The organism is Pedobacter suwonensis, from assembly GCF_007833675.1.
GTDB classification, from domain to species: Bacteria; Bacteroidota; Bacteroidia; order Sphingobacteriales; family Sphingobacteriaceae; genus Pedobacter; species Pedobacter suwonensis.
This window is the reverse complement of sequence record NZ_CP031708.1, coordinates 3,152,675-3,168,201: the sequence shown is the minus strand read 5'-3', so window position 1 is coordinate 3,168,201 and position 15,527 is coordinate 3,152,675. Positions and strand designations below refer to the sequence as shown.

General features: G+C 39.1%; 22 protein-coding genes. 8 read left to right on the top strand and 14 right to left on the bottom strand.

Annotated elements, in window-relative coordinates; genetic code table 11:
• The first annotated feature begins 75 nt into the window (after positions 1-75).
• The 4 genes from DV942_RS12985 (at position 76) to DV942_RS24150 (ending at position 2,949) form a co-directional block, all read left to right on the top strand.
• Positions 76-1,473 (top strand): aldehyde dehydrogenase family protein, encoded by a 1,398-nt coding sequence (locus tag DV942_RS12985; RefSeq protein WP_145858081.1) that lies wholly within the window; start codon positions 76-78, stop codon positions 1,471-1,473.
• Positions 1,474-1,605: 132 nt separating this feature from the next.
• A complete protein-coding gene (locus tag DV942_RS12980) occupies positions 1,606-2,130 on the top strand; it encodes a YfiT family bacillithiol transferase (protein WP_145858079.1) in 525 nt (174 codons plus the stop codon).
• Positions 2,127-2,603 carry a DUF6265 family protein gene (locus DV942_RS12975; protein ID WP_145858077.1) on the top strand — a complete coding sequence of 159 codons (477 nt, stop codon included), beginning with the start codon at positions 2,127-2,129 and terminating at the stop codon, positions 2,601-2,603. Before DV942_RS12980 ends, DV942_RS12975 begins: the two co-directional genes overlap by 4 nt.
• Before the next feature lie 175 nt (positions 2,604-2,778).
• Positions 2,779-2,949: a hypothetical protein gene (locus tag DV942_RS24150; RefSeq protein WP_403000365.1), complete on the top strand. Its 171-nt coding sequence runs from the start codon at positions 2,779-2,781 to the stop codon at positions 2,947-2,949.
• Here DV942_RS24150 and DV942_RS12970 read toward each other — a convergent pair whose 3' ends face one another.
• From DV942_RS12970 to DV942_RS12935, 8 genes are all read right to left on the bottom strand, one after another.
• Positions 2,950-3,669 (bottom strand): heavy-metal-associated domain-containing protein, encoded by a 720-nt coding sequence (locus DV942_RS12970; RefSeq protein ID WP_145858074.1) that lies wholly within the window; start codon positions 3,667-3,669, stop codon positions 2,950-2,952.
• Positions 3,670-3,951: 282 nt separating this feature from the next.
• The gene (gene ygiD / locus DV942_RS12965; protein WP_145858072.1) at positions 3,952-4,776 is read right to left on the bottom strand and encodes a 4,5-DOPA-extradiol-dioxygenase; all 825 of its coding nucleotides are present in this window, start codon (positions 4,774-4,776) and stop codon (positions 3,952-3,954) included.
• Between the two features lie 94 nt (positions 4,777-4,870).
• The gene (locus DV942_RS12960) at positions 4,871-5,443 is read right to left on the bottom strand and encodes a YceI family protein (protein ID WP_145858070.1); all 573 of its coding nucleotides are present in this window, start codon (positions 5,441-5,443) and stop codon (positions 4,871-4,873) included.
• Between the two features lie 223 nt (positions 5,444-5,666).
• Positions 5,667-6,227 (bottom strand): helix-turn-helix domain-containing protein, encoded by a 561-nt coding sequence (locus tag DV942_RS12955; protein ID WP_145858068.1) that lies wholly within the window; start codon positions 6,225-6,227, stop codon positions 5,667-5,669.
• Entirely contained in the window at positions 6,227-6,730 is a 504-nt protein-coding gene (locus tag DV942_RS12950; protein WP_145858066.1) for a DUF3347 domain-containing protein, read from the bottom strand. Before DV942_RS12950 ends, DV942_RS12955 begins: the two co-directional genes overlap by 1 nt.
• 6 nt (positions 6,731-6,736) lie before the next feature.
• Positions 6,737-7,549, bottom strand: a complete 813-nt coding sequence (locus DV942_RS12945; RefSeq protein WP_145858064.1) for a hypothetical protein — start codon at positions 7,547-7,549, stop codon at positions 6,737-6,739.
• 1 nt (position 7,550) lies between these two features.
• Positions 7,551-8,087, bottom strand: a complete 537-nt coding sequence (locus DV942_RS12940; protein ID WP_145858062.1) for a heavy-metal-associated domain-containing protein — start codon at positions 8,085-8,087, stop codon at positions 7,551-7,553.
• A 120-nt stretch (positions 8,088-8,207) separates the two neighbouring features.
• Positions 8,208-8,609 carry an HYC_CC_PP family protein gene (locus DV942_RS12935; RefSeq protein ID WP_145858059.1) on the bottom strand — a complete coding sequence of 134 codons (402 nt, stop codon included), beginning with the start codon at positions 8,607-8,609 and terminating at the stop codon, positions 8,208-8,210.
• Between the two features lie 94 nt (positions 8,610-8,703).
• Between DV942_RS12935 and DV942_RS12930 the strand changes: the two genes are divergently transcribed.
• Entirely contained in the window at positions 8,704-9,426 is a 723-nt protein-coding gene (locus tag DV942_RS12930) for a peptidylprolyl isomerase (RefSeq protein ID WP_145858058.1), read from the top strand.
• Here the strand turns inward: DV942_RS12930 and DV942_RS24145 are convergent.
• Both DV942_RS24145 and DV942_RS12920 read right to left on the bottom strand, forming a co-directional pair.
• On the bottom strand, positions 9,419-9,706 hold the full coding sequence (locus tag DV942_RS24145; protein ID WP_145858055.1) for a type II toxin-antitoxin system RelE/ParE family toxin: 288 nt from the start codon (positions 9,704-9,706) through the stop codon (positions 9,419-9,421). The genes DV942_RS12930 and DV942_RS24145 overlap by 8 nt on opposite strands.
• On the bottom strand, positions 9,703-9,930 hold the full coding sequence (locus DV942_RS12920) for a hypothetical protein (protein ID WP_145858053.1): 228 nt from the start codon (positions 9,928-9,930) through the stop codon (positions 9,703-9,705). The genes DV942_RS24145 and DV942_RS12920 overlap by 4 nt, the downstream gene beginning before the upstream one ends.
• Positions 9,931-10,020: 90 nt before the next feature.
• Between DV942_RS12920 and DV942_RS12915 the strand changes: the two genes are divergently transcribed.
• From DV942_RS12915 to DV942_RS12905, 3 genes are all read left to right on the top strand, one after another.
• Positions 10,021-10,788, top strand: coding sequence for an exodeoxyribonuclease III (locus DV942_RS12915; protein WP_145858051.1), 768 nt, complete (start codon positions 10,021-10,023; stop codon positions 10,786-10,788).
• A gap of 93 nt (positions 10,789-10,881) precedes the next feature.
• Positions 10,882-12,123, top strand: a complete 1,242-nt coding sequence (gene hutI / locus DV942_RS12910) for an imidazolonepropionase (RefSeq protein ID WP_145858049.1) — start codon at positions 10,882-10,884, stop codon at positions 12,121-12,123.
• On the top strand, positions 12,116-13,081 hold the full coding sequence (locus DV942_RS12905) for a formimidoylglutamase (protein ID WP_145858047.1): 966 nt from the start codon (positions 12,116-12,118) through the stop codon (positions 13,079-13,081). The genes hutI and DV942_RS12905 overlap by 8 nt, the downstream gene beginning before the upstream one ends.
• 205 nt (positions 13,082-13,286) lie before the next feature.
• Here the strand turns inward: DV942_RS12905 and DV942_RS23490 are convergent, their stop codons facing one another.
• The 4 genes from DV942_RS23490 to efp (DV942_RS12890) form a co-directional block, all read right to left on the bottom strand.
• Entirely contained in the window at positions 13,287-13,445 is a 159-nt protein-coding gene (locus DV942_RS23490; protein ID WP_167354761.1) for a hypothetical protein, read from the bottom strand.
• A 10-nt stretch (positions 13,446-13,455) separates the two neighbouring features.
• The gene (locus DV942_RS12900; RefSeq protein WP_145858045.1) at positions 13,456-14,016 is read right to left on the bottom strand and encodes a 5-formyltetrahydrofolate cyclo-ligase; all 561 of its coding nucleotides are present in this window, start codon (positions 14,014-14,016) and stop codon (positions 13,456-13,458) included.
• A gap of 116 nt (positions 14,017-14,132) precedes the next feature.
• On the bottom strand, positions 14,133-14,693 hold the full coding sequence (gene efp / locus DV942_RS12895; RefSeq protein ID WP_090983422.1) for an elongation factor P: 561 nt from the start codon (positions 14,691-14,693) through the stop codon (positions 14,133-14,135).
• 130 nt (positions 14,694-14,823) lie between these two features.
• Positions 14,824-15,384, bottom strand: coding sequence for an elongation factor P (gene efp / locus DV942_RS12890; RefSeq protein ID WP_145858043.1), 561 nt, complete (start codon positions 15,382-15,384; stop codon positions 14,824-14,826).
• Positions 15,385-15,527: the final 143 nt, after the last annotated feature.

Below are 15,527 nucleotides of genomic sequence, written 5' to 3'. Positions count from 1 at the left end.
GGAAGCATTTTAACTAAATTTAAATGGAAATTTCTGTAAACCGATTTGAGGTAAAAGACAGCAACTTTCAGAATTATGGAACAAGAGATCAAATCAGTTTTCGATTTACAGCAAAAGCATAAATTCAGTTTACGTAAAACAGACGCAAAAGCCCGGATCGGCAAGTTAAAATTATTAAAACAAGCCTTAGTAAACGCTGAAGAGGCCATATTTAACGCGTTGGAAAAGGACCTGCGTAAAAACCGTTTCGAAACTGCAGTAACTGAACTTTATTTTACCTATGCAGAAATAGATCATGCCATCAAACAAATAAAGGCTTGGATGAGGCCTAAATCTGCTGGCAGGACCATGAGTAACCTGTTTGCCGGCAATAAAATATATTACGAACCCAAGGGTGTTTGTTTGATTATTGCCCCGTGGAATTACCCTTTGCAGTTAATCATGAGTCCGTTGGTTTCGGCAATAGCAGCGGGAAATTGTGCCATACTGAAACCGTCTGAATTAAGCGAAGCAACGGCAGGTGTAATCAGTAAATTAATTGCAGCAACCTTTGAACCAAGAGAAATCGCCTGTTTTGAAGGCGATGCTGATGTTTCTACCGCGCTGTTGAAACTTCCGTTTGACCACATCTTTTTTACCGGAAGTACGGCCATTGGCAAAGTAGTGATGGAAGCTGCAGCGAAAAACCTGACTTCGGTTACCTTGGAACTTGGGGGGAAATCGCCAGCTATCGTAGACGGAACCGCTGATATTAAAAAGGCTGCAGAAAAAATCGCCTGGGGCAAACTGGTCAATGCCGGGCAGACGTGTATTGCCCCGGATTATGTGGTGATTGAAGAAAACAGGCTAAATGACTTTGTAGAACATTATAAAAATACCGTTCAGAATTTGTTTTTTGAAGATGGAAGAATCAATAAAAGAGATTATGCCAAAATCATCAATGGCAAGCATTTTAGCCGGTTGAATAATTTAAAAGAACAGGCAATTGCTGATGGAGCACGATTGGCTTTTGGTGGAGAAATAGACGAAAAGAGCCAGACTATGCTGCCCACGCTGTTAACTTCGGTAAACGCAAAAAGTACCATTATGCAGGAAGAGATATTCGGACCTGTTTTGCCTGTGATCACTTTTAAAAATTTGCAGGAGGCTATTGATTTAGTCAATGGGAAAAACAAACCACTGGCGCTTTATATCTTTTCGCATAAAAAACAAAATCAGGATAAGATTATTAAGGAGACCAGTGCCGGCGGAACCTGCGTAAATGATGTGTTGGTGCATATCAGCAATCCGAATTTGCCTTTTGGGGGTGTTAATAGCAGTGGGATGGGAAGTTGTCATGGTATTTTCGGGTTTAAAACCTTTTCGCACGAAAGGGCAGTGGTTTTTCAATCAAAATTTGGTGTAACCAAGATGGTTTATCCTCCTTATGGCAAAAAAATGGGTTTGTTGAAATGGCTGAAGAAATTGATGTAGATTTTATATCCCGGATCTGAGAAGACGGATGTGGATTTATTGTTTAATATGCTCCCAACTTCGTGTCCTTTGTGCCTTCCTCTCTGTGATCTTTGCGGTTAAAAATTCGAAAATTCTCCTTATTTTGGTTCTATGGATTTAGAACAGCTTAAATACCCTATCGGTCAGTTCGTTATGCCTGATATCTTCGATCAAAAACAGATTGATGCCTGGATTTCTGATATAGAGGCATTACCAGGCCAAATTAAAAAGGCTACAGAGAATCTAACTGATGAAGAACTGGATCAGACCTATCGTCCCGGAGGCTGGACATTGAGGCAGGTTGTTCATCATGTTCCGGATAGCCATATTAATGCTTATATCCGGTTTAAACAGGCTATTACGGAGGATGTGCCGGTAATCAGGCCGTATTTTGAGGAACGCTGGGCAGAAACCGAGGAGGCCAGAAGTGGTGATATTAAATTGTCTATTGAGCTGTTAACGGGTTTACACCAGCGTTGGGTTGCTTTTTTAAAAACATTGAAAATTGAAGATTACCAAAGGAAATATATTCATCCGGCTCAAAATAAAGAGCTTACCTTGGCCAATATGCTGGGCATGTACGCCTGGCACGGAAAACATCACCTTGCACACCTCACCAATACCATAAACAAATGAAAAGAATCTATTTATACGCCCTGATTTTAATTCTTGCCGGTTTTTATAGTAATGTTAAAGCACAAAAAAATCCATCAAAAACCTTTTCATTTGTATTGGGCTCATGGGAAATGCAAACGTCCAAAGGTAAAGTTGTGGAACAATGGGAGCAGGGTGCCGGTAAAATACTGAAAGGCAAGAGTTATCGCGTCAATGCGAAAGGAGATAGTGTTCTTACCGAAACTTTACAGATCAGAAAAACAGGAAAAGATGTTTTATATTGTTCAACTGTTGTTAACCAGAACGAAGGTAAAGAAGTTTGTTTTAAGCTTATTTCCGCAAAGGATCAGATTTATATTTTCGAAAATGCGGCTCATGATTTTCCGCAGAGAATTGTTTACCAAAACGTAGGCAGAAATGAAATGCTCGCCTGGATTGAAGGCGAGTTGAATGGCAAAAGCCGAAAATCAGAGTTTAGGTATAAGCGGCAATAATCTAATTTATTAAATAGGATTTATAGGAAAGCTGCTATTTGTCCGGTTAATCAGTTGTACGCATGTTTGAATAAATCACACGTGTTATGACAACTAAGTTAACATTGACTGTAGACAAATCGACATTGAAAAAGCAAAATCTTATGCAAAGCAAACTGGGCGTAGCTTATCTGAATTGGTTAAAAAGTATTTAGAAACCATTACGCTTAATTTTGAAGATGCCTGGCAGATACGCTGTGCTTGTAAAGTGGAAGAGTTAGATTATATTGTTACCAGAAACATTAAGGATTTCAAAGATTCAGAAATCCCGGCTTTTCCTCCTGATGAGCTTTTGACTAAAATTTAACTACATCAAAATCAACATGGCTGCGCTCATGGCAATCATAATGGCGTCTTCAACAATGGTTACGGTACTCATGGGTAAGTTAAACACTGCCCCTAAACAAGCACATTGAATTTTCTTTTTATTTAAAACGCTTTCCAGAACCCCAAGAATACTTACCGTCATGACGATCAGCGTAACCCAATTAATCACAACGGGTGAAAGGTTTAAAGCAAAAGAAAGCCCTAATCCGAGTTCAATAAAAGCATAAATATATCCCCATGCACTAAATTTTTTAGCCACGATATCGTACATGGCATAACTTTCTGCAAAGGCTTTTAAGTTCAGCATTTTAAAGAAAGAAAAGGTCAGGAAGAAACCCGCCATAAAAATGCGCATAAACAACATAAAATTGATCGTATTGTCGTGCCACGAAACCGCTAATGAAATCGCGGTAACATATCCAAAAATCAATAAAATGGGCTTATAGGTTTCAGCCCATGATCTGGCTTCCTCAACCATTTCGTTATGTGAAACTGGCGAGATCTGGTATTTGCTTTCGCTACCACCTAAAGCCTGTTGAAGCGTATCTAAGCCGATATGCTTATCCATGCTAATGGTAGCAGAATGGTTATCTTTTGAAACTTCTACAGCAGTTATTTCTGGTAAAACAAGCAGATTACTTTTAACTTTATTTTCGCAACTGCTACAGGTCATTCCTGTGAGTTGATAGGTATGTGTCATGATGAAATTCTTTATGCAAATTTACCGCTTCTTAAGGCCAAAAGCGTTACAGAATAATCATAAAGTTTTATAAAATTTTAGCCTTTAGTCATTATGAGATAGATCGTTTCGAGCGCAGTCGAGAAATCTCAAAGTATCTTTAGTCCCTATAATGAACTGAATGCTGAGAATAGATTATCATAATTATTTTAACCATTAAGGAGATAAAAAATTAAGGCTTAAACTTCATTACAACAGCTAAAACAATTTTTTCAGTGATCAGTTTCTCCCTAAACCCTAAAATTACCCCACCAAAACTGAAGTCATTGTTAACGAACCGCCAACCGCTTTATCATTAAAAAACGAAACCTCTTCCTTGTTGTTTTTCATACCGAGAGTGTAAATAAGTGGCAGATAGTGTTCTGGGGTAGGAATGGCCAACATCGCATCTGTGCCGAGGTTACGGTAATTGATTAAAGGTTGATGATCGCCGTTCGCGATTAGGTTTTTAAACTTATCGTTCATTTCTATTGCCCAATCGTAACCGCCGCCGTTAATCATTTCCCAACTGAGCATGCGCAGGTTATGGACCATGTTACCGCTGCCGATAACCAGTATGCCTTTTTTGCGGAGGGCATAAATTTCTTTGGCAATTTCGTAGTGATGGGCTGGCGATTTGGTATAATCAATGCTTAATTGTAGAACTGGGATATCAGCATTAGGGTACATGTGCCTTACAACTGTCCAGGTACCATGATCCAAACCCCAATCGTGGTCAAGACCAACAGGTGTGGAATGAATTAATTTTGGGATTTCTGCCGCCAGTTTCGGATCTCCCGGAGCGGGATATTGCACGTCGAACAGTTTCTGCGGGAAACCGCCAAAATCGTGAATGGTACCAGGGAAATCCATTGCTGTTACAAAAGTGCCATGCGTGTACCAGTGTGCCGATACTGCCAAAACTGCTTTTGGAACAGGGATATTCCTGGCCAAATCTGCCCAACTCTCACTAAACTCATTATTTTCGATGCCGTTCATTGGTGAGCCATGGCCAATAAAAAGCGTTGGCATTAAATCCGTTTGGGGCAAGCGTTGAGTAAAGTTTCTGAATTGGGATAGTGCAGACATGTTATTTTACTTAAGTAACCGTCATCCTGAACTTGTTTCAGGATCTATTTAAAACCAAAGATTCCGGGACAAGCCCGGAATGACGATTTATCAACTATTTTCCCTGAACAAACTCCAGGTTTAATTTGATGGCAACATCTTTTGCAACACCTGCACCAGTTGGGTCATATTTAATATTATAATCTAAACGGTTAATGGTTGTTGTAGCGCCAAATCCAGCTTTGGTATTGCCTTGTTGATCTTTAGCCGTACCGCCATAAACAACCGCAAATTTTACATCTTTGGTTACATCGCGGATGGTTAATTTACCACTTAACTCATAATTTTTACCGCTTAATTTTTTGAAAGAAGTGCTTTCGAATTTCATTGTTGGAAATTTCTCAGCATTAAAAAAATCATCCGTTTTTAAGTGGCCATCTCTCATATCCACACCAGTAGTAATGCTATTTACGTCAACCGTAAAACTGATTTTGGCGTCGGTTAAATCTGGTTTTGAAGCCGTAACCGTTCCATCGAATTTTTTAAATGAACCATCAACAAAAGAAATACCCATATGTTTAACTGAAAAGTTAACAAATGAGTGCATCGGATCGATTTTCCAACTTGTTTGCGCAAATGATGCCACGCTGATTGAGGTAGCGATCAGAAATAAGAATAATTTTTTCATATTTAGTGATTTTATTTAGATGCAAATGTAGTTGATAACTGAGCCAACAGTATTGACTTATGGTAAGAAATTGCTTGGCGGGGGTTAATCGGTTAACTGTTTGAATGGATTAATTCTTTTTGGTTCATAGACACTTGCTTTTGGGCCATTAACCATGATCTATCTAACTATTGACCATAAGCTTTATGCACATCCTCCATCTTACCTTTTCCATTTTACATCCTCAAACCTCATCCAGCGTTTTCCGGCTATCTGTTGACCCGGATTTATAAACCGAAGGTGTAATTCCGGTAACTTTTTTAAACTGTGCTGACAGGTGCGCCACGCTACTATAGTTAAGCTGTGCGGCAATTTCGCTCAAAGTAAGTTCGCCATAGGTAAGCATTTCTTTTGCTTTCTCTATTTTTTGAGCAATGAAATACTTTTCAATCGTTTGGTTTTCGACCTCAGAAAAAATGCTGCTTAGGCCTGTGTATTCCTGTTTCAACTGCTCGCTGAGGTAAGCGGAAAGATTGATTTTCAGAGGTTTTACGGTGTAATGAACCAGGTTAATGATGGCAGTTTTAATCTGTTCTGCAATTTGGGTCTTTTTATCTTCTAGCAGCCCGAAACCAAAATGGCTTAGTTGCTCCGCAATTTTAATTTTATCATCAGCTGTTATGTTTTCGGAAAGGGTAACCTCGCCAAGCTCAACCAATAGGGGTTTAAAGCCAAGCTTTTCCAGCTCGGCCTTAACCACCATTTTACAACGGTTGCATACCATATTTTTGATATGCAACTGCATTATTTCGATTTTATGGTCTCAGAAACATCACCACAATCAAACATCATGCTTCCGTAATAGGGGTTTTCGATGTTTTCTTTTTCATTTAACCAGCTCGCTTTTGCCATTGGGCAATGTTGAACATACACGGTTTGGCTGTTAAATTTCAAGCTTTTCAATGTTTTGATCATGGCATAAGAAATTCCTTCAAAAGCCTTTCTTTGGGTTTTGATGTCGTTTGAGCCAGCAAGTTGAGCAGATTTACTTTTGATAACTGCAGCCTGTTCCATAAATATTTTATGCTGCTCTGCCGGCAGGTCTTTATGATTAACTGCATTTACCTTTGCTGATAAAACTTTTGCTTTTTCTATGGCAACATCTTTTTTATCTGCGGCCAATGCATTTTTTACATCGTAGTAAGCCGTTAATACCTGGTTTAATGCTACGTCTGTTTTGCTTTGCGCGTAAGTGAATGCTGTTGTCGCGATCGTCATGATGGCAACCAATCCTAATATTTTTTTCATCTTTTTTTATTTTAAAACGTTAAAGAAATTAAATTCTGCACGAAGCAGGTACATGTTTTTGGTGTATCGGTTATCCATATTTCCAGCTGCCTGGAAACGGTAGCCAAAATCGATACGGGTCGTACTGTTTAAAATTACTTGTATAGCGGGGGCAATGTCTAAATAAGACTGGCCGCTGCCTGGATCAGTTTTACCTAATAGCTCTAGATAGACATTAAAGTTAGGCTGCTTATAATCTTTGTAAACAACCGGCAGAACCAAATAACCTGAGGATAAACTATAGGACAACATATTCTTGGGTTGCGGCATTCCGGTAATTTGCCTTTCGCTATTTTCGAAAGCATGGGCATAACCCAGTGTTGATGATAATGCCAGTTTGTGCAGCAGCTGGGTAAAAACCAATCCGCCCTGTAGGCCGCTATTGTCGCCCTCCAGGTTAATGTCTCTTGTATATGTTGGTCGTTTGCTGGTACTCACCCGACCAAAAGCCGATGCCCTAAAATGGCTTTGTGCCTCATCCAGAGATAAAAACCGGTATTTGGCATATAAACTACCACCCTCTAAGCGGTATTTACCATCCATATCCGACATAAAACCCTGCAGATGCATCATCAGGTTTTTATTAAAACCAATCATTACCTCAGGAATGGTCCTGCTTACAAACCCCGGATTATTAAACATGCCCTCGTTGGTAAGCCTCACGCCGATCGATTTGGTTGGCATGTTACTGGCCGGCTCGGTAAATACATATAATTCTTGTGTAAAACCATTTGTATAGGCGCCAATCACCATCAGCGCCAATACTAATATTCGCCTCATCTTAAGAAAGAATTAAATGATAGATGCGTGTTTTTTTCCCATTAACCACACCAGTTCCGCTGGCATAAGCATCAGAGTTAGCGTTTGTGGCTTGCTTTTTAAATGCACTGCCTGAAATGAAATCTTTATCTACAATACTGGCTTTTATAGTTCCGTTAAGTGTTTTGCTTTTTGCGTTTACAAAACGGTATACATTTCCATCAATAATGGCCTGGCCTTTATCATCAATCTTTACATCGTTAAAATTGAAGCTTGCTGTTAAGCCACCAACTGAAAAACCAGCATCCTGAACTTTTTTGCGTACCAGATCAAGGTTGACTTTCGTGTCTTGCTTAAAGGTAAGCACAAAGATGTTTTTATTTAAATCAGGTTTTATACTGCTGATAAAGTTTAAGGTTTCTAATGACTTTTGTGTAGCATTTGAACACATAGAACAGGTTAAACCGGTTACCTGTAAATCTGCTGAGGATATTTTTTGTGCCGAAACATTAACGGCAAAGAATAGCATAATGATGCTGAATATTTTTACTGCTTTCATGATTTTTAAATTAGAATAAATGAAGCTATTGTCAGGCCGCGTTATCAGCGCTTACATAGCAAATAGATGCTAAACGAATCCGATAAGCCATCGGATCAGCATAACGGGAATAATAGAATCCTAATTCCTAAAAATACAATTGAAAATATGCAGCGCAATCCGCGAGGAAAGTGGTGGCGCTTTATTTGAAATTTTACTAAAAAATTTCGGGGTAATATCTGTTAAAAATGCTAAAACTGGCGGGTGAAGAAAAAGCTGGATAGAAAATAGCTTAGGCATTTTTACTTGTGCCTCTGCCTGGTGACTATCTTTAACCTTAACTGTTACCCGGGTGTTTTTGCAGCAATCATCATCTTTCTTTTCTGCAGGGATATCCTTACAGAACTTACAGGAAACCTCATTGCTGAAAAGTTTAACATTTTCAAGTTTGCCTCCACAGAAATGGAGACTTAAAGCCAAACCCATAACACTAACTGCATAGAATACAGCCAAAGAAAGTGCTATTTTTTGTTTTAACTTCATCAATACAAAGGTAAGGGAAAAAAAATCGAATAAAGCCAATAATTATTTACTCAATTTCATTTTTTAGCTTACTTTAGCCTTAAACACCATTCAAATGAAGAAAATATTATTATTCCTCTGTACCTTTTCTATACTTTCAGCCTTTGCTGCAAAGCCAAAAAATCAATATGTTAGGATTAAAATTGAATTTGGAGAATGCATTATTAAACTATATAATCAAACCCCTCTGCATCGTGATAATTTTCTAAAACTAGTCAAATCCGGATATTATAACGGGGTGTTGTTTCACCGGGTAATTAATAATTTCATGATTCAGGGTGGCGATCCGGATTCTAAAAATGCAAAGCCAGATTCGCTTTTGGGCGAAGGTGGGCCAAAATATACCATCCCGGGAGAGTTTAATGATAGCTTATTCCACAAAAAAGGCGTTTTAGGCGCGGCCAGGGAGGGTGATGATGTTAATCCGGCCAAGGCATCGAGTGGTAGTCAGTTTTACCTTGTTCAGGGTAAGGTTTTTACCGACCAGCAATTGGATAATTTAGAAGAAAAACGGCTGAAGTTCAAAATTCCCCAATGGCAGCGGGAAATATATAAAACGATTGGCGGTACGCCACATTTAGACCGTAATTATACTGTTTACGGTGAAATTGTGATGGGCTTGGATATGGTGGATAAAATTGCCGCTTTGCCAACGAATAAAAACGACCGGCCAAAGCAAGACGTGAAAATGGAAGTAACCGTTTTGAAAAGGAGAGAAGCGAAAAGATTGGAGAAACAGTTGCTTCAGGGAGGGTTGAAAGATAAAATGGTTATGTAATTAAAGGATCCTGTCTGTTGTCGAAAAAAAATAGAAGCCGAATTTGATCATTTTGAATTTCATAGAACACGGATGTATGATTCGTAATTCTTCCTTTCCTACATTGATTGAAAATTGATGCCTCAAAAATTTCAGGTTGTAGTTTTATTATTTGAAGGATTTTATTTGCTTGTTTTAAAAACTTTTTTGCTGATTGCTCACTAAATTTCTCCAGAATGAAGAAAAAAATTGCATCAAAAGTTTCTTTTGCTTCATCGGTCCATAATATCTGTAAACTCATAAATATTTCGCATACCGTTTCATTACTTCATCATGAGGAGTTAATTTACCTTCTTCAGCCTGTTTAAGCCCTTTTTTAATTCCATCTTGGACGTGTTGAGGAAGTTCTTCTAAAACAACTGGTTCACTATGGCTTAAAAGCATGTCCAGCTCCGACAAAAGATTCTCGTCATCTGTTTCGAAAACCTTTTTTGCAATCTCTATTTTTAATTCTTCGATGCTCATAAACAAATTTAACGAAAGCAAATCTGAATTACTAAGCATTTATTCAATTAATCTCTAAATTTACCGCTCACAACAATTGAAATTTATTGAATGAAGATTATCTCTTATAACGTTAATGGGATTAGGGCTGCGAGTACCAAAAACTTTTTTGGTTGGTTACAAGCTACCAATGCCGACATGGTCTGTTTACAGGAAGTAAAGGCGTTACCTTCGCAAATCCCCGAAATTATTGCACTGATTGAGCAGTTGGGTTACCACCATTATTGGTTCCCTGCAGAGAAAAAAGGATATAGTGGCGTAGCCATTTTAGCTAAAATCAAACCTAATCATGTAGAATTTGGCTGCGGTGAAGAGTGGATTGATAAAGAAGGACGCATTTTACGAGCTGATTTTGATGATTTTTCTTTAATGAGCCTTTATATGCCCTCGGGCTCTAGTGGAGATGACCGGCAGGTAAAGAAATATGAATTTATGCGGTTTTTTGATGCCTACGTTGGGGAATTACGTAAAGAGATTCCAAATTTGATTGTTAGTGGCGATTATAACATCTGCCATACCGCTATTGATATCCATAACCCAAAATCCAATGCCAATTCATCTGGTTTTTTACCAGAAGAAAGGGAGTGGATGCAGTTATTCTTAGATAACGGTTTTATTGATACCTTCCGCCATTTTAATAAAGACCCACATCATTATACCTGGTGGAGTTACCGTGCAGGATCAAGAGGGAAGAACCTGGGCTGGCGGATCGATTATCATCTTGCAACAAGGCCCATGGAAAGCCGCCTGAAAAATGTAAGGATTTTACCTGATGCCATACATTCTGATCATTGTCCGGTGCTTTTAGAGATCGAATAGGTTTTTGGGTTAATCGGTTAATTGTTTAAACCGGTTAACTGAGCCCTTTTTATTAGCCAGTTTATACAGTTTCAACAATTAACCAGCCCATATATGCTGATCACAAACATAAAAGGCCTTGTTGGCCTGCATCCTAAAGAGAAGTTAGTGCTTCGTGGCAGTGAACTGGATTATTTACCTGTTCTCGAAAATGCATGGCTTTTGATAGAAGATGGTCTTATTAAAGATTTCGGCGAAATGAGCTCAATTCCTTCTCAAATCTCAAATCTCCCATCTCAAGTCTCGGCTAAAGGCCGTTACGTTTTCCCATCCTGGTGCGATAGCCACACGCATATTGTTTTCGCAGCCTCACGTGAGGAAGAGTTTGCCATGAAAATACAGGGCAAAAGCTACGAAGAAATTGCGGCTGCGGGTGGGGGGATTTTAAACTCGGCCAATAAACTTCAAAAGGCAACAGAAGAGGAATTGTTTCAAAGTGCTGCGCTTAGGTTAAAACAGATGATTCTTCAGGGAACAGGGGCAGTTGAAATCAAAAGCGGATATGGATTGACGACTGAAAGTGAAATCAAGATGTTGCGGGTAATCCGCAGGCTGAAAGATCAATTCCCGATTCCGGTTAAAGCCACTTTTTTGGCCGCCCATGCTTTTCCTGCCGGGTTTAAAAACAATCATCAGGGTTACATTGATTTGATTATTAATGAAATGCTACCTCAGATCGCGGAAGAAAAACTGGCCGATTATATTGATGTTTTCTGTGAAAAAGGTTTTTTCTCTGTTGAAGAAACCGACCAGATACTTAAAGCAGGGGCAAAATATGGTTTAAAACCTAAAATACATGCCAACCAACTCTCAGTTTCAGGAGCAATAGAGGTTGCTGTTAAAAATGGGGCCATTTCAGTCGATCATTTAGAGGAAAGTAATGAAGAGACCATTGAAACGTTAAGAAATGCGAATACCATTGTAACGTTGCTGCCTTCCTGTTCGTTTTACTTAGGGATTCCATTCGCCGATGCCAAGGGCTTTATTAAAGCTGGTTTGCCGTTAGCTTTGGCTACCGATTACAATCCGGGTTCGACACCTTCGGGAAATATGAATTTTGTAGTGTCATTAGCCTGCATTAAAATGAAAATGTTTCCGGAACAGGCTATCAATGCTGCAACATTAAACGGTGCTGCGGCAATGGAGTTGAGCGGGGATTATGGAAGTATTACAGTTGGAAAAAAGGCAAATTTAATGATTACTAAACCGATGCCATCAATTGCTTATCTGCCCTATAGTTTTGGCGAAAGTCTGGTAGATCAGGTGATTTTAAATGGTAAAATTTATAATGGATAACCTTAAAATCTATGCACGGCACGACATCGATCGGTTAATTATCCGCCGTGATGGTGAAACTAAATTGGGCGAGAAAGTTGCTGTTTGGTCATCATGGGAAGAATTGCAAAACATCAATGCGAAATTTGTGTTGCTGGGCATCCCTGAAGATATTGGTGTACGTGCAAACGCCGGAGTTGCAGGAGCCGCATCGGCATGGCGCCCGGCTTTGACGGCTTTTTTAAATATCCAGAGTAACCATTTTTTGGATGGTAAGGAAATCATGGTTTTGGGCCATTTCGAGGTTGACGAGCCGGGCGACTCTTCCATAAAAGGCCTGCGGTATAAAGTGGCTGAAATTGACGAATTGGTTTATCCTGTCACCGAAAAAATTGTGGCGGCAGGAAAAATCCCGATTGTAATTGGTGGCGGGCATAACAATGCTTATGGCATGATTAAAGGTGCTTCCTTAGCCTGTAGAGGCCCAATTGATGTGCTAAATATTGACGCGCATGCTGATTTAAGGGAACTAGAAGGCCGGCATAGCGGAAATGGTTTTTCTTATGCTTTAAATGAAAATTATCTCGGTAATTATTTGATGTATGGACTGCATCAGAATTATAACAATGAGGCTATTTTAAGCCAGATCGATAACAATCCTAAATTAAACGCCGTATTTTTTGAGGATATTTTAACCGGAGCGGATTATAACCGTTTAATTGAAGAATTAGGGCCAACAGCAGGTTTGGAAATTGACTTGGATTGTATTCAGAACGTGCTTTCGAGTGCAGAAACGCCATCTGGATTTGCGGTTAATGATATCAGAAAGCTAATCTTGAGTAAAGCCAATAAGTTTTCTTATCTACATATTTGTGAAGGAGCTACTCGGATGCTGGATGGTAGGGTAAACCGGTTAACCGCTAAGCTGATCGCGTATCTGGTGAGCGATTTTGTGAAAGCACATCGCTCTTGGGTTTAAGCACATATGCATTGAGAACACGGATTGTTCCCGAATTGATTTATCCCGCAAAATCCATAATATCAAACGGGATGAAACGCAAATAAGAAATTTAACTCCAGGTAGATCTCTCCATTCCACTGCGTTCCAGTCGAGATAACGCGAGATACAGACTGTTTATTAAGCACCCGGACCAATAAACCAATGGTCATTGACTAATGAACCCTTACAGGTGCTCTGCTTCATATTTCTCCCCAGCCTTTAACATTAATTCTATTTGTTTTAGGTCTTCGGCCGTTAAATCTTCTTTTTCCTGAAGTTCAAATACGGCAATCATATTGTCTTCGTACTGTTTTTCGGTTTTGATAACAATTTCCTGTGGCATGCCGGTGAGCTTAAAACTTTATAATTTCTGTTGGTGTAATGCAAAAATCGAGTTTGATATCATGTTCATGTACGTCGTCGATTTTTTCTATTGCAGGAAACAAAGATAAACCTATTTTTTGAGCATTTAAACCTTTAAGAAAACGATCATAAAAACCCTTGCCGTAACCTACCCTATAACCCTGTTTATCGAACGCTAAAAGCGGAATAATTACAAGATCTACTTCGCCCTCATGCAGGCTTCCTTTTTGAGGTTCAAGGATGTTATAAACGTTCTGTTTTAAATCGCCTACCCCTAAGTATTCGTGACTGGTCATTAATGCCGTTTCAAAATCTGCCCTGGGTACAATAATTTTAATATCCGGCAGGGTTTTGTTGAGCCATCCGATTAGCATGAAAGTATCAGGTTCTTTTCGTTCCTTAATCGGCAAAAAGATATGGGCCGTTTTAATTGAGCTAAAATTCAGCGTTTTAAACTGTTTTAAGAGCGCTGTGTTTAACTCATTATATGCGGAGTCGGATAGTGATGATCGATCCTTCAGTGCTTGCTTTCTGATTTGAGATTTCAACATAATGACAAATGAAATATTTTACAGACTCCGGAGGTTTTTGAAGCCTTCCCGGTCATAATAAGCTAAAAAGCCTCTGAAGCATTAACTTCAGAGGCCTCTATATGTGCTGATTAAAATTATTTTACACGCTCAACGTACTCACCGGTACGGGTATCAATTTTAATTTTATCGCCCTGGTTCACAAACATAGGAACTTTAACTTCAACACCATTTTCTAATGTTGCTGCTTTTAGCGCATTTGTTGAAGTATCGCCTTTCACCGCAGGCTCTGAGTAAGTAATTTCAAATTCGGCGAAGTTTGGTAACTGGGCCATAATGGCTTCATCGCTTTCCATTGATACAATGATGCTCATGCCTTCTTTTAAGAATTTAATTGCCGAACCGAACAAGGATTTTTCAACATTGAACTGTTCGTAGGTATTGTTATCCATTACGATCAAAGAATCACCTTCCTCATATAAGTATTGGTAATCGTTGGTTTCTACGCGGCAGATTTCTACTGCCTCATCGGTATTCATGCGGGCTTCAACAATTCTGCCTGTTTTAATGTTGCGGAATTTACCGGTATAAAATGCGCCACCTTTTCCTGGTGTGCGGTGATTCCATTCGTCAACAGTAACCAGCTCATTGTTTACACGAAGAATGTTACCTGTTTTAATTTCTGATGCTTTTGCCATATTGTATGATCCTAAAATGGATTTGTATTTCAGTTTTTCGTGACGGCAAAGGTAAAATTATTTTGATAAAAAACGATAAAGGTTTAAGGCATAAGGCTTATGGTTTAAGAAAATTTAAACCATCGTTAAACTATTTTACCCGCTCCAGGTATTCGCCTGTTTTGGTATCAATCTTCACCTTTTCTCCCTGATTGATAAATAAAGGAACCCTGATTTCAGCGCCGGTTTCTAAAGTGGCATATTTTAGCGCACTGGTGGAGGTGTCGCCTTTAACGGCAGGTTCAGAATAGGTGATTTCCAGTTCTACACTATTAGGCAGTTGGGCAACAATCGGCTCATCACTTTCAAAAGCAATGGTAACATTCATGCCTTCTTTTAAGAATTTAATCGAGCTGCCAAAAAGTAATTTGGGGATGTTGTACTGCTCATAAGTGTTATTATCCATCACCACCAGGTAATCGCCATCCTCATACAGGTATTGATAATCGCTGGTTTCTACCCGGCAAATGGTCACTTCTTCATCTGTACGGAAGCGGTATTCTACAATTTTACCAGTTTTTACATTGCGCATACGCGCCTGATAAAAAGCCCTTAAATTCCCCGGAGTACGGTGGATGTACTCTTCTACACTTACCAACTCTCCGTTAAAACGAAGTACATTTCCGCTTTTTACTTCTGATGCCTTTGCCATTTTGTAATCGTGAATATTGTTTTGTTAAGAATTAAAAATCAAAGTTAAAAAATGCAGACAGATTTGAAAAGCAAAACCTTCATTAATCGTAACCAGAAAGGCATACTTTCGTTTTAATCTTCTTCCAGTTTCTAAGTTGTAAA

Bases quoted from the DNA above. Each gene is read 5' to 3' on its own strand.
- DV942_RS12930 (WP_145858058.1), top strand. From the start codon at position 8,704: ATGAAGAAAATATTATTATTCCTCTGTACCTTTTCTATACTTTCAGCC.
- DV942_RS12970 (WP_145858074.1), bottom strand. From the start codon at position 3,669: ATGACACATACCTATCAACTCACAGGAATGACCTGTAGCAGTTGCGAA.
- DV942_RS12960 (WP_145858070.1), bottom strand. From the start codon at position 5,443: ATGAAAAAATTATTCTTATTTCTGATCGCTACCTCAATCAGCGTGGCA.
- efp (WP_145858043.1), bottom strand. From the start codon at position 15,384: ATGGCAAAGGCATCAGAAGTAAAAAGCGGAAATGTACTTCGTTTTAAC.
- DV942_RS12955 (WP_145858068.1), bottom strand. From the start codon at position 6,227: ATGCAGTTGCATATCAAAAATATGGTATGCAACCGTTGTAAAATGGTG.
- DV942_RS12935 (WP_145858059.1), bottom strand. From the start codon at position 8,609: ATGAAGTTAAAACAAAAAATAGCACTTTCTTTGGCTGTATTCTATGCA.
- DV942_RS12940 (WP_145858062.1), bottom strand. From the start codon at position 8,087: ATGAAAGCAGTAAAAATATTCAGCATCATTATGCTATTCTTTGCCGTT.
- hutI (WP_145858049.1), top strand. From the start codon at position 10,882: ATGCTGATCACAAACATAAAAGGCCTTGTTGGCCTGCATCCTAAAGAG.
- DV942_RS12975 (WP_145858077.1), top strand. From the start codon at position 2,127: ATGAAAAGAATCTATTTATACGCCCTGATTTTAATTCTTGCCGGTTTT.
- DV942_RS23490 (WP_167354761.1), bottom strand. From the start codon at position 13,445: ATGCCACAGGAAATTGTTATCAAAACCGAAAAACAGTACGAAGACAAT.
- DV942_RS12905 (WP_145858047.1), top strand. From the start codon at position 12,116: ATGGATAACCTTAAAATCTATGCACGGCACGACATCGATCGGTTAATT.
- DV942_RS12950 (WP_145858066.1), bottom strand. From the start codon at position 6,730: ATGAAAAAAATATTAGGATTGGTTGCCATCATGACGATCGCGACAACA.
- DV942_RS12920 (WP_145858053.1), bottom strand. From the start codon at position 9,930: ATGAGCATCGAAGAATTAAAAATAGAGATTGCAAAAAAGGTTTTCGAA.
- DV942_RS12945 (WP_145858064.1), bottom strand. From the start codon at position 7,549: ATGAGGCGAATATTAGTATTGGCGCTGATGGTGATTGGCGCCTATACA.
- DV942_RS12985 (WP_145858081.1), top strand. From the start codon at position 76: ATGGAACAAGAGATCAAATCAGTTTTCGATTTACAGCAAAAGCATAAA.
- DV942_RS12915 (WP_145858051.1), top strand. From the start codon at position 10,021: ATGAAGATTATCTCTTATAACGTTAATGGGATTAGGGCTGCGAGTACC.
- DV942_RS12980 (WP_145858079.1), top strand. From the start codon at position 1,606: ATGGATTTAGAACAGCTTAAATACCCTATCGGTCAGTTCGTTATGCCT.
- DV942_RS12900 (WP_145858045.1), bottom strand. From the start codon at position 14,016: ATGTTGAAATCTCAAATCAGAAAGCAAGCACTGAAGGATCGATCATCA.
- efp (WP_090983422.1), bottom strand. From the start codon at position 14,693: ATGGCAAAAGCATCAGAAATTAAAACAGGTAACATTCTTCGTGTAAAC.
- ygiD (WP_145858072.1), bottom strand. From the start codon at position 4,776: ATGTCTGCACTATCCCAATTCAGAAACTTTACTCAACGCTTGCCCCAA.
- DV942_RS24145 (WP_145858055.1), bottom strand. From the start codon at position 9,706: ATGAGTTTACAGATATTATGGACCGATGAAGCAAAAGAAACTTTTGAT.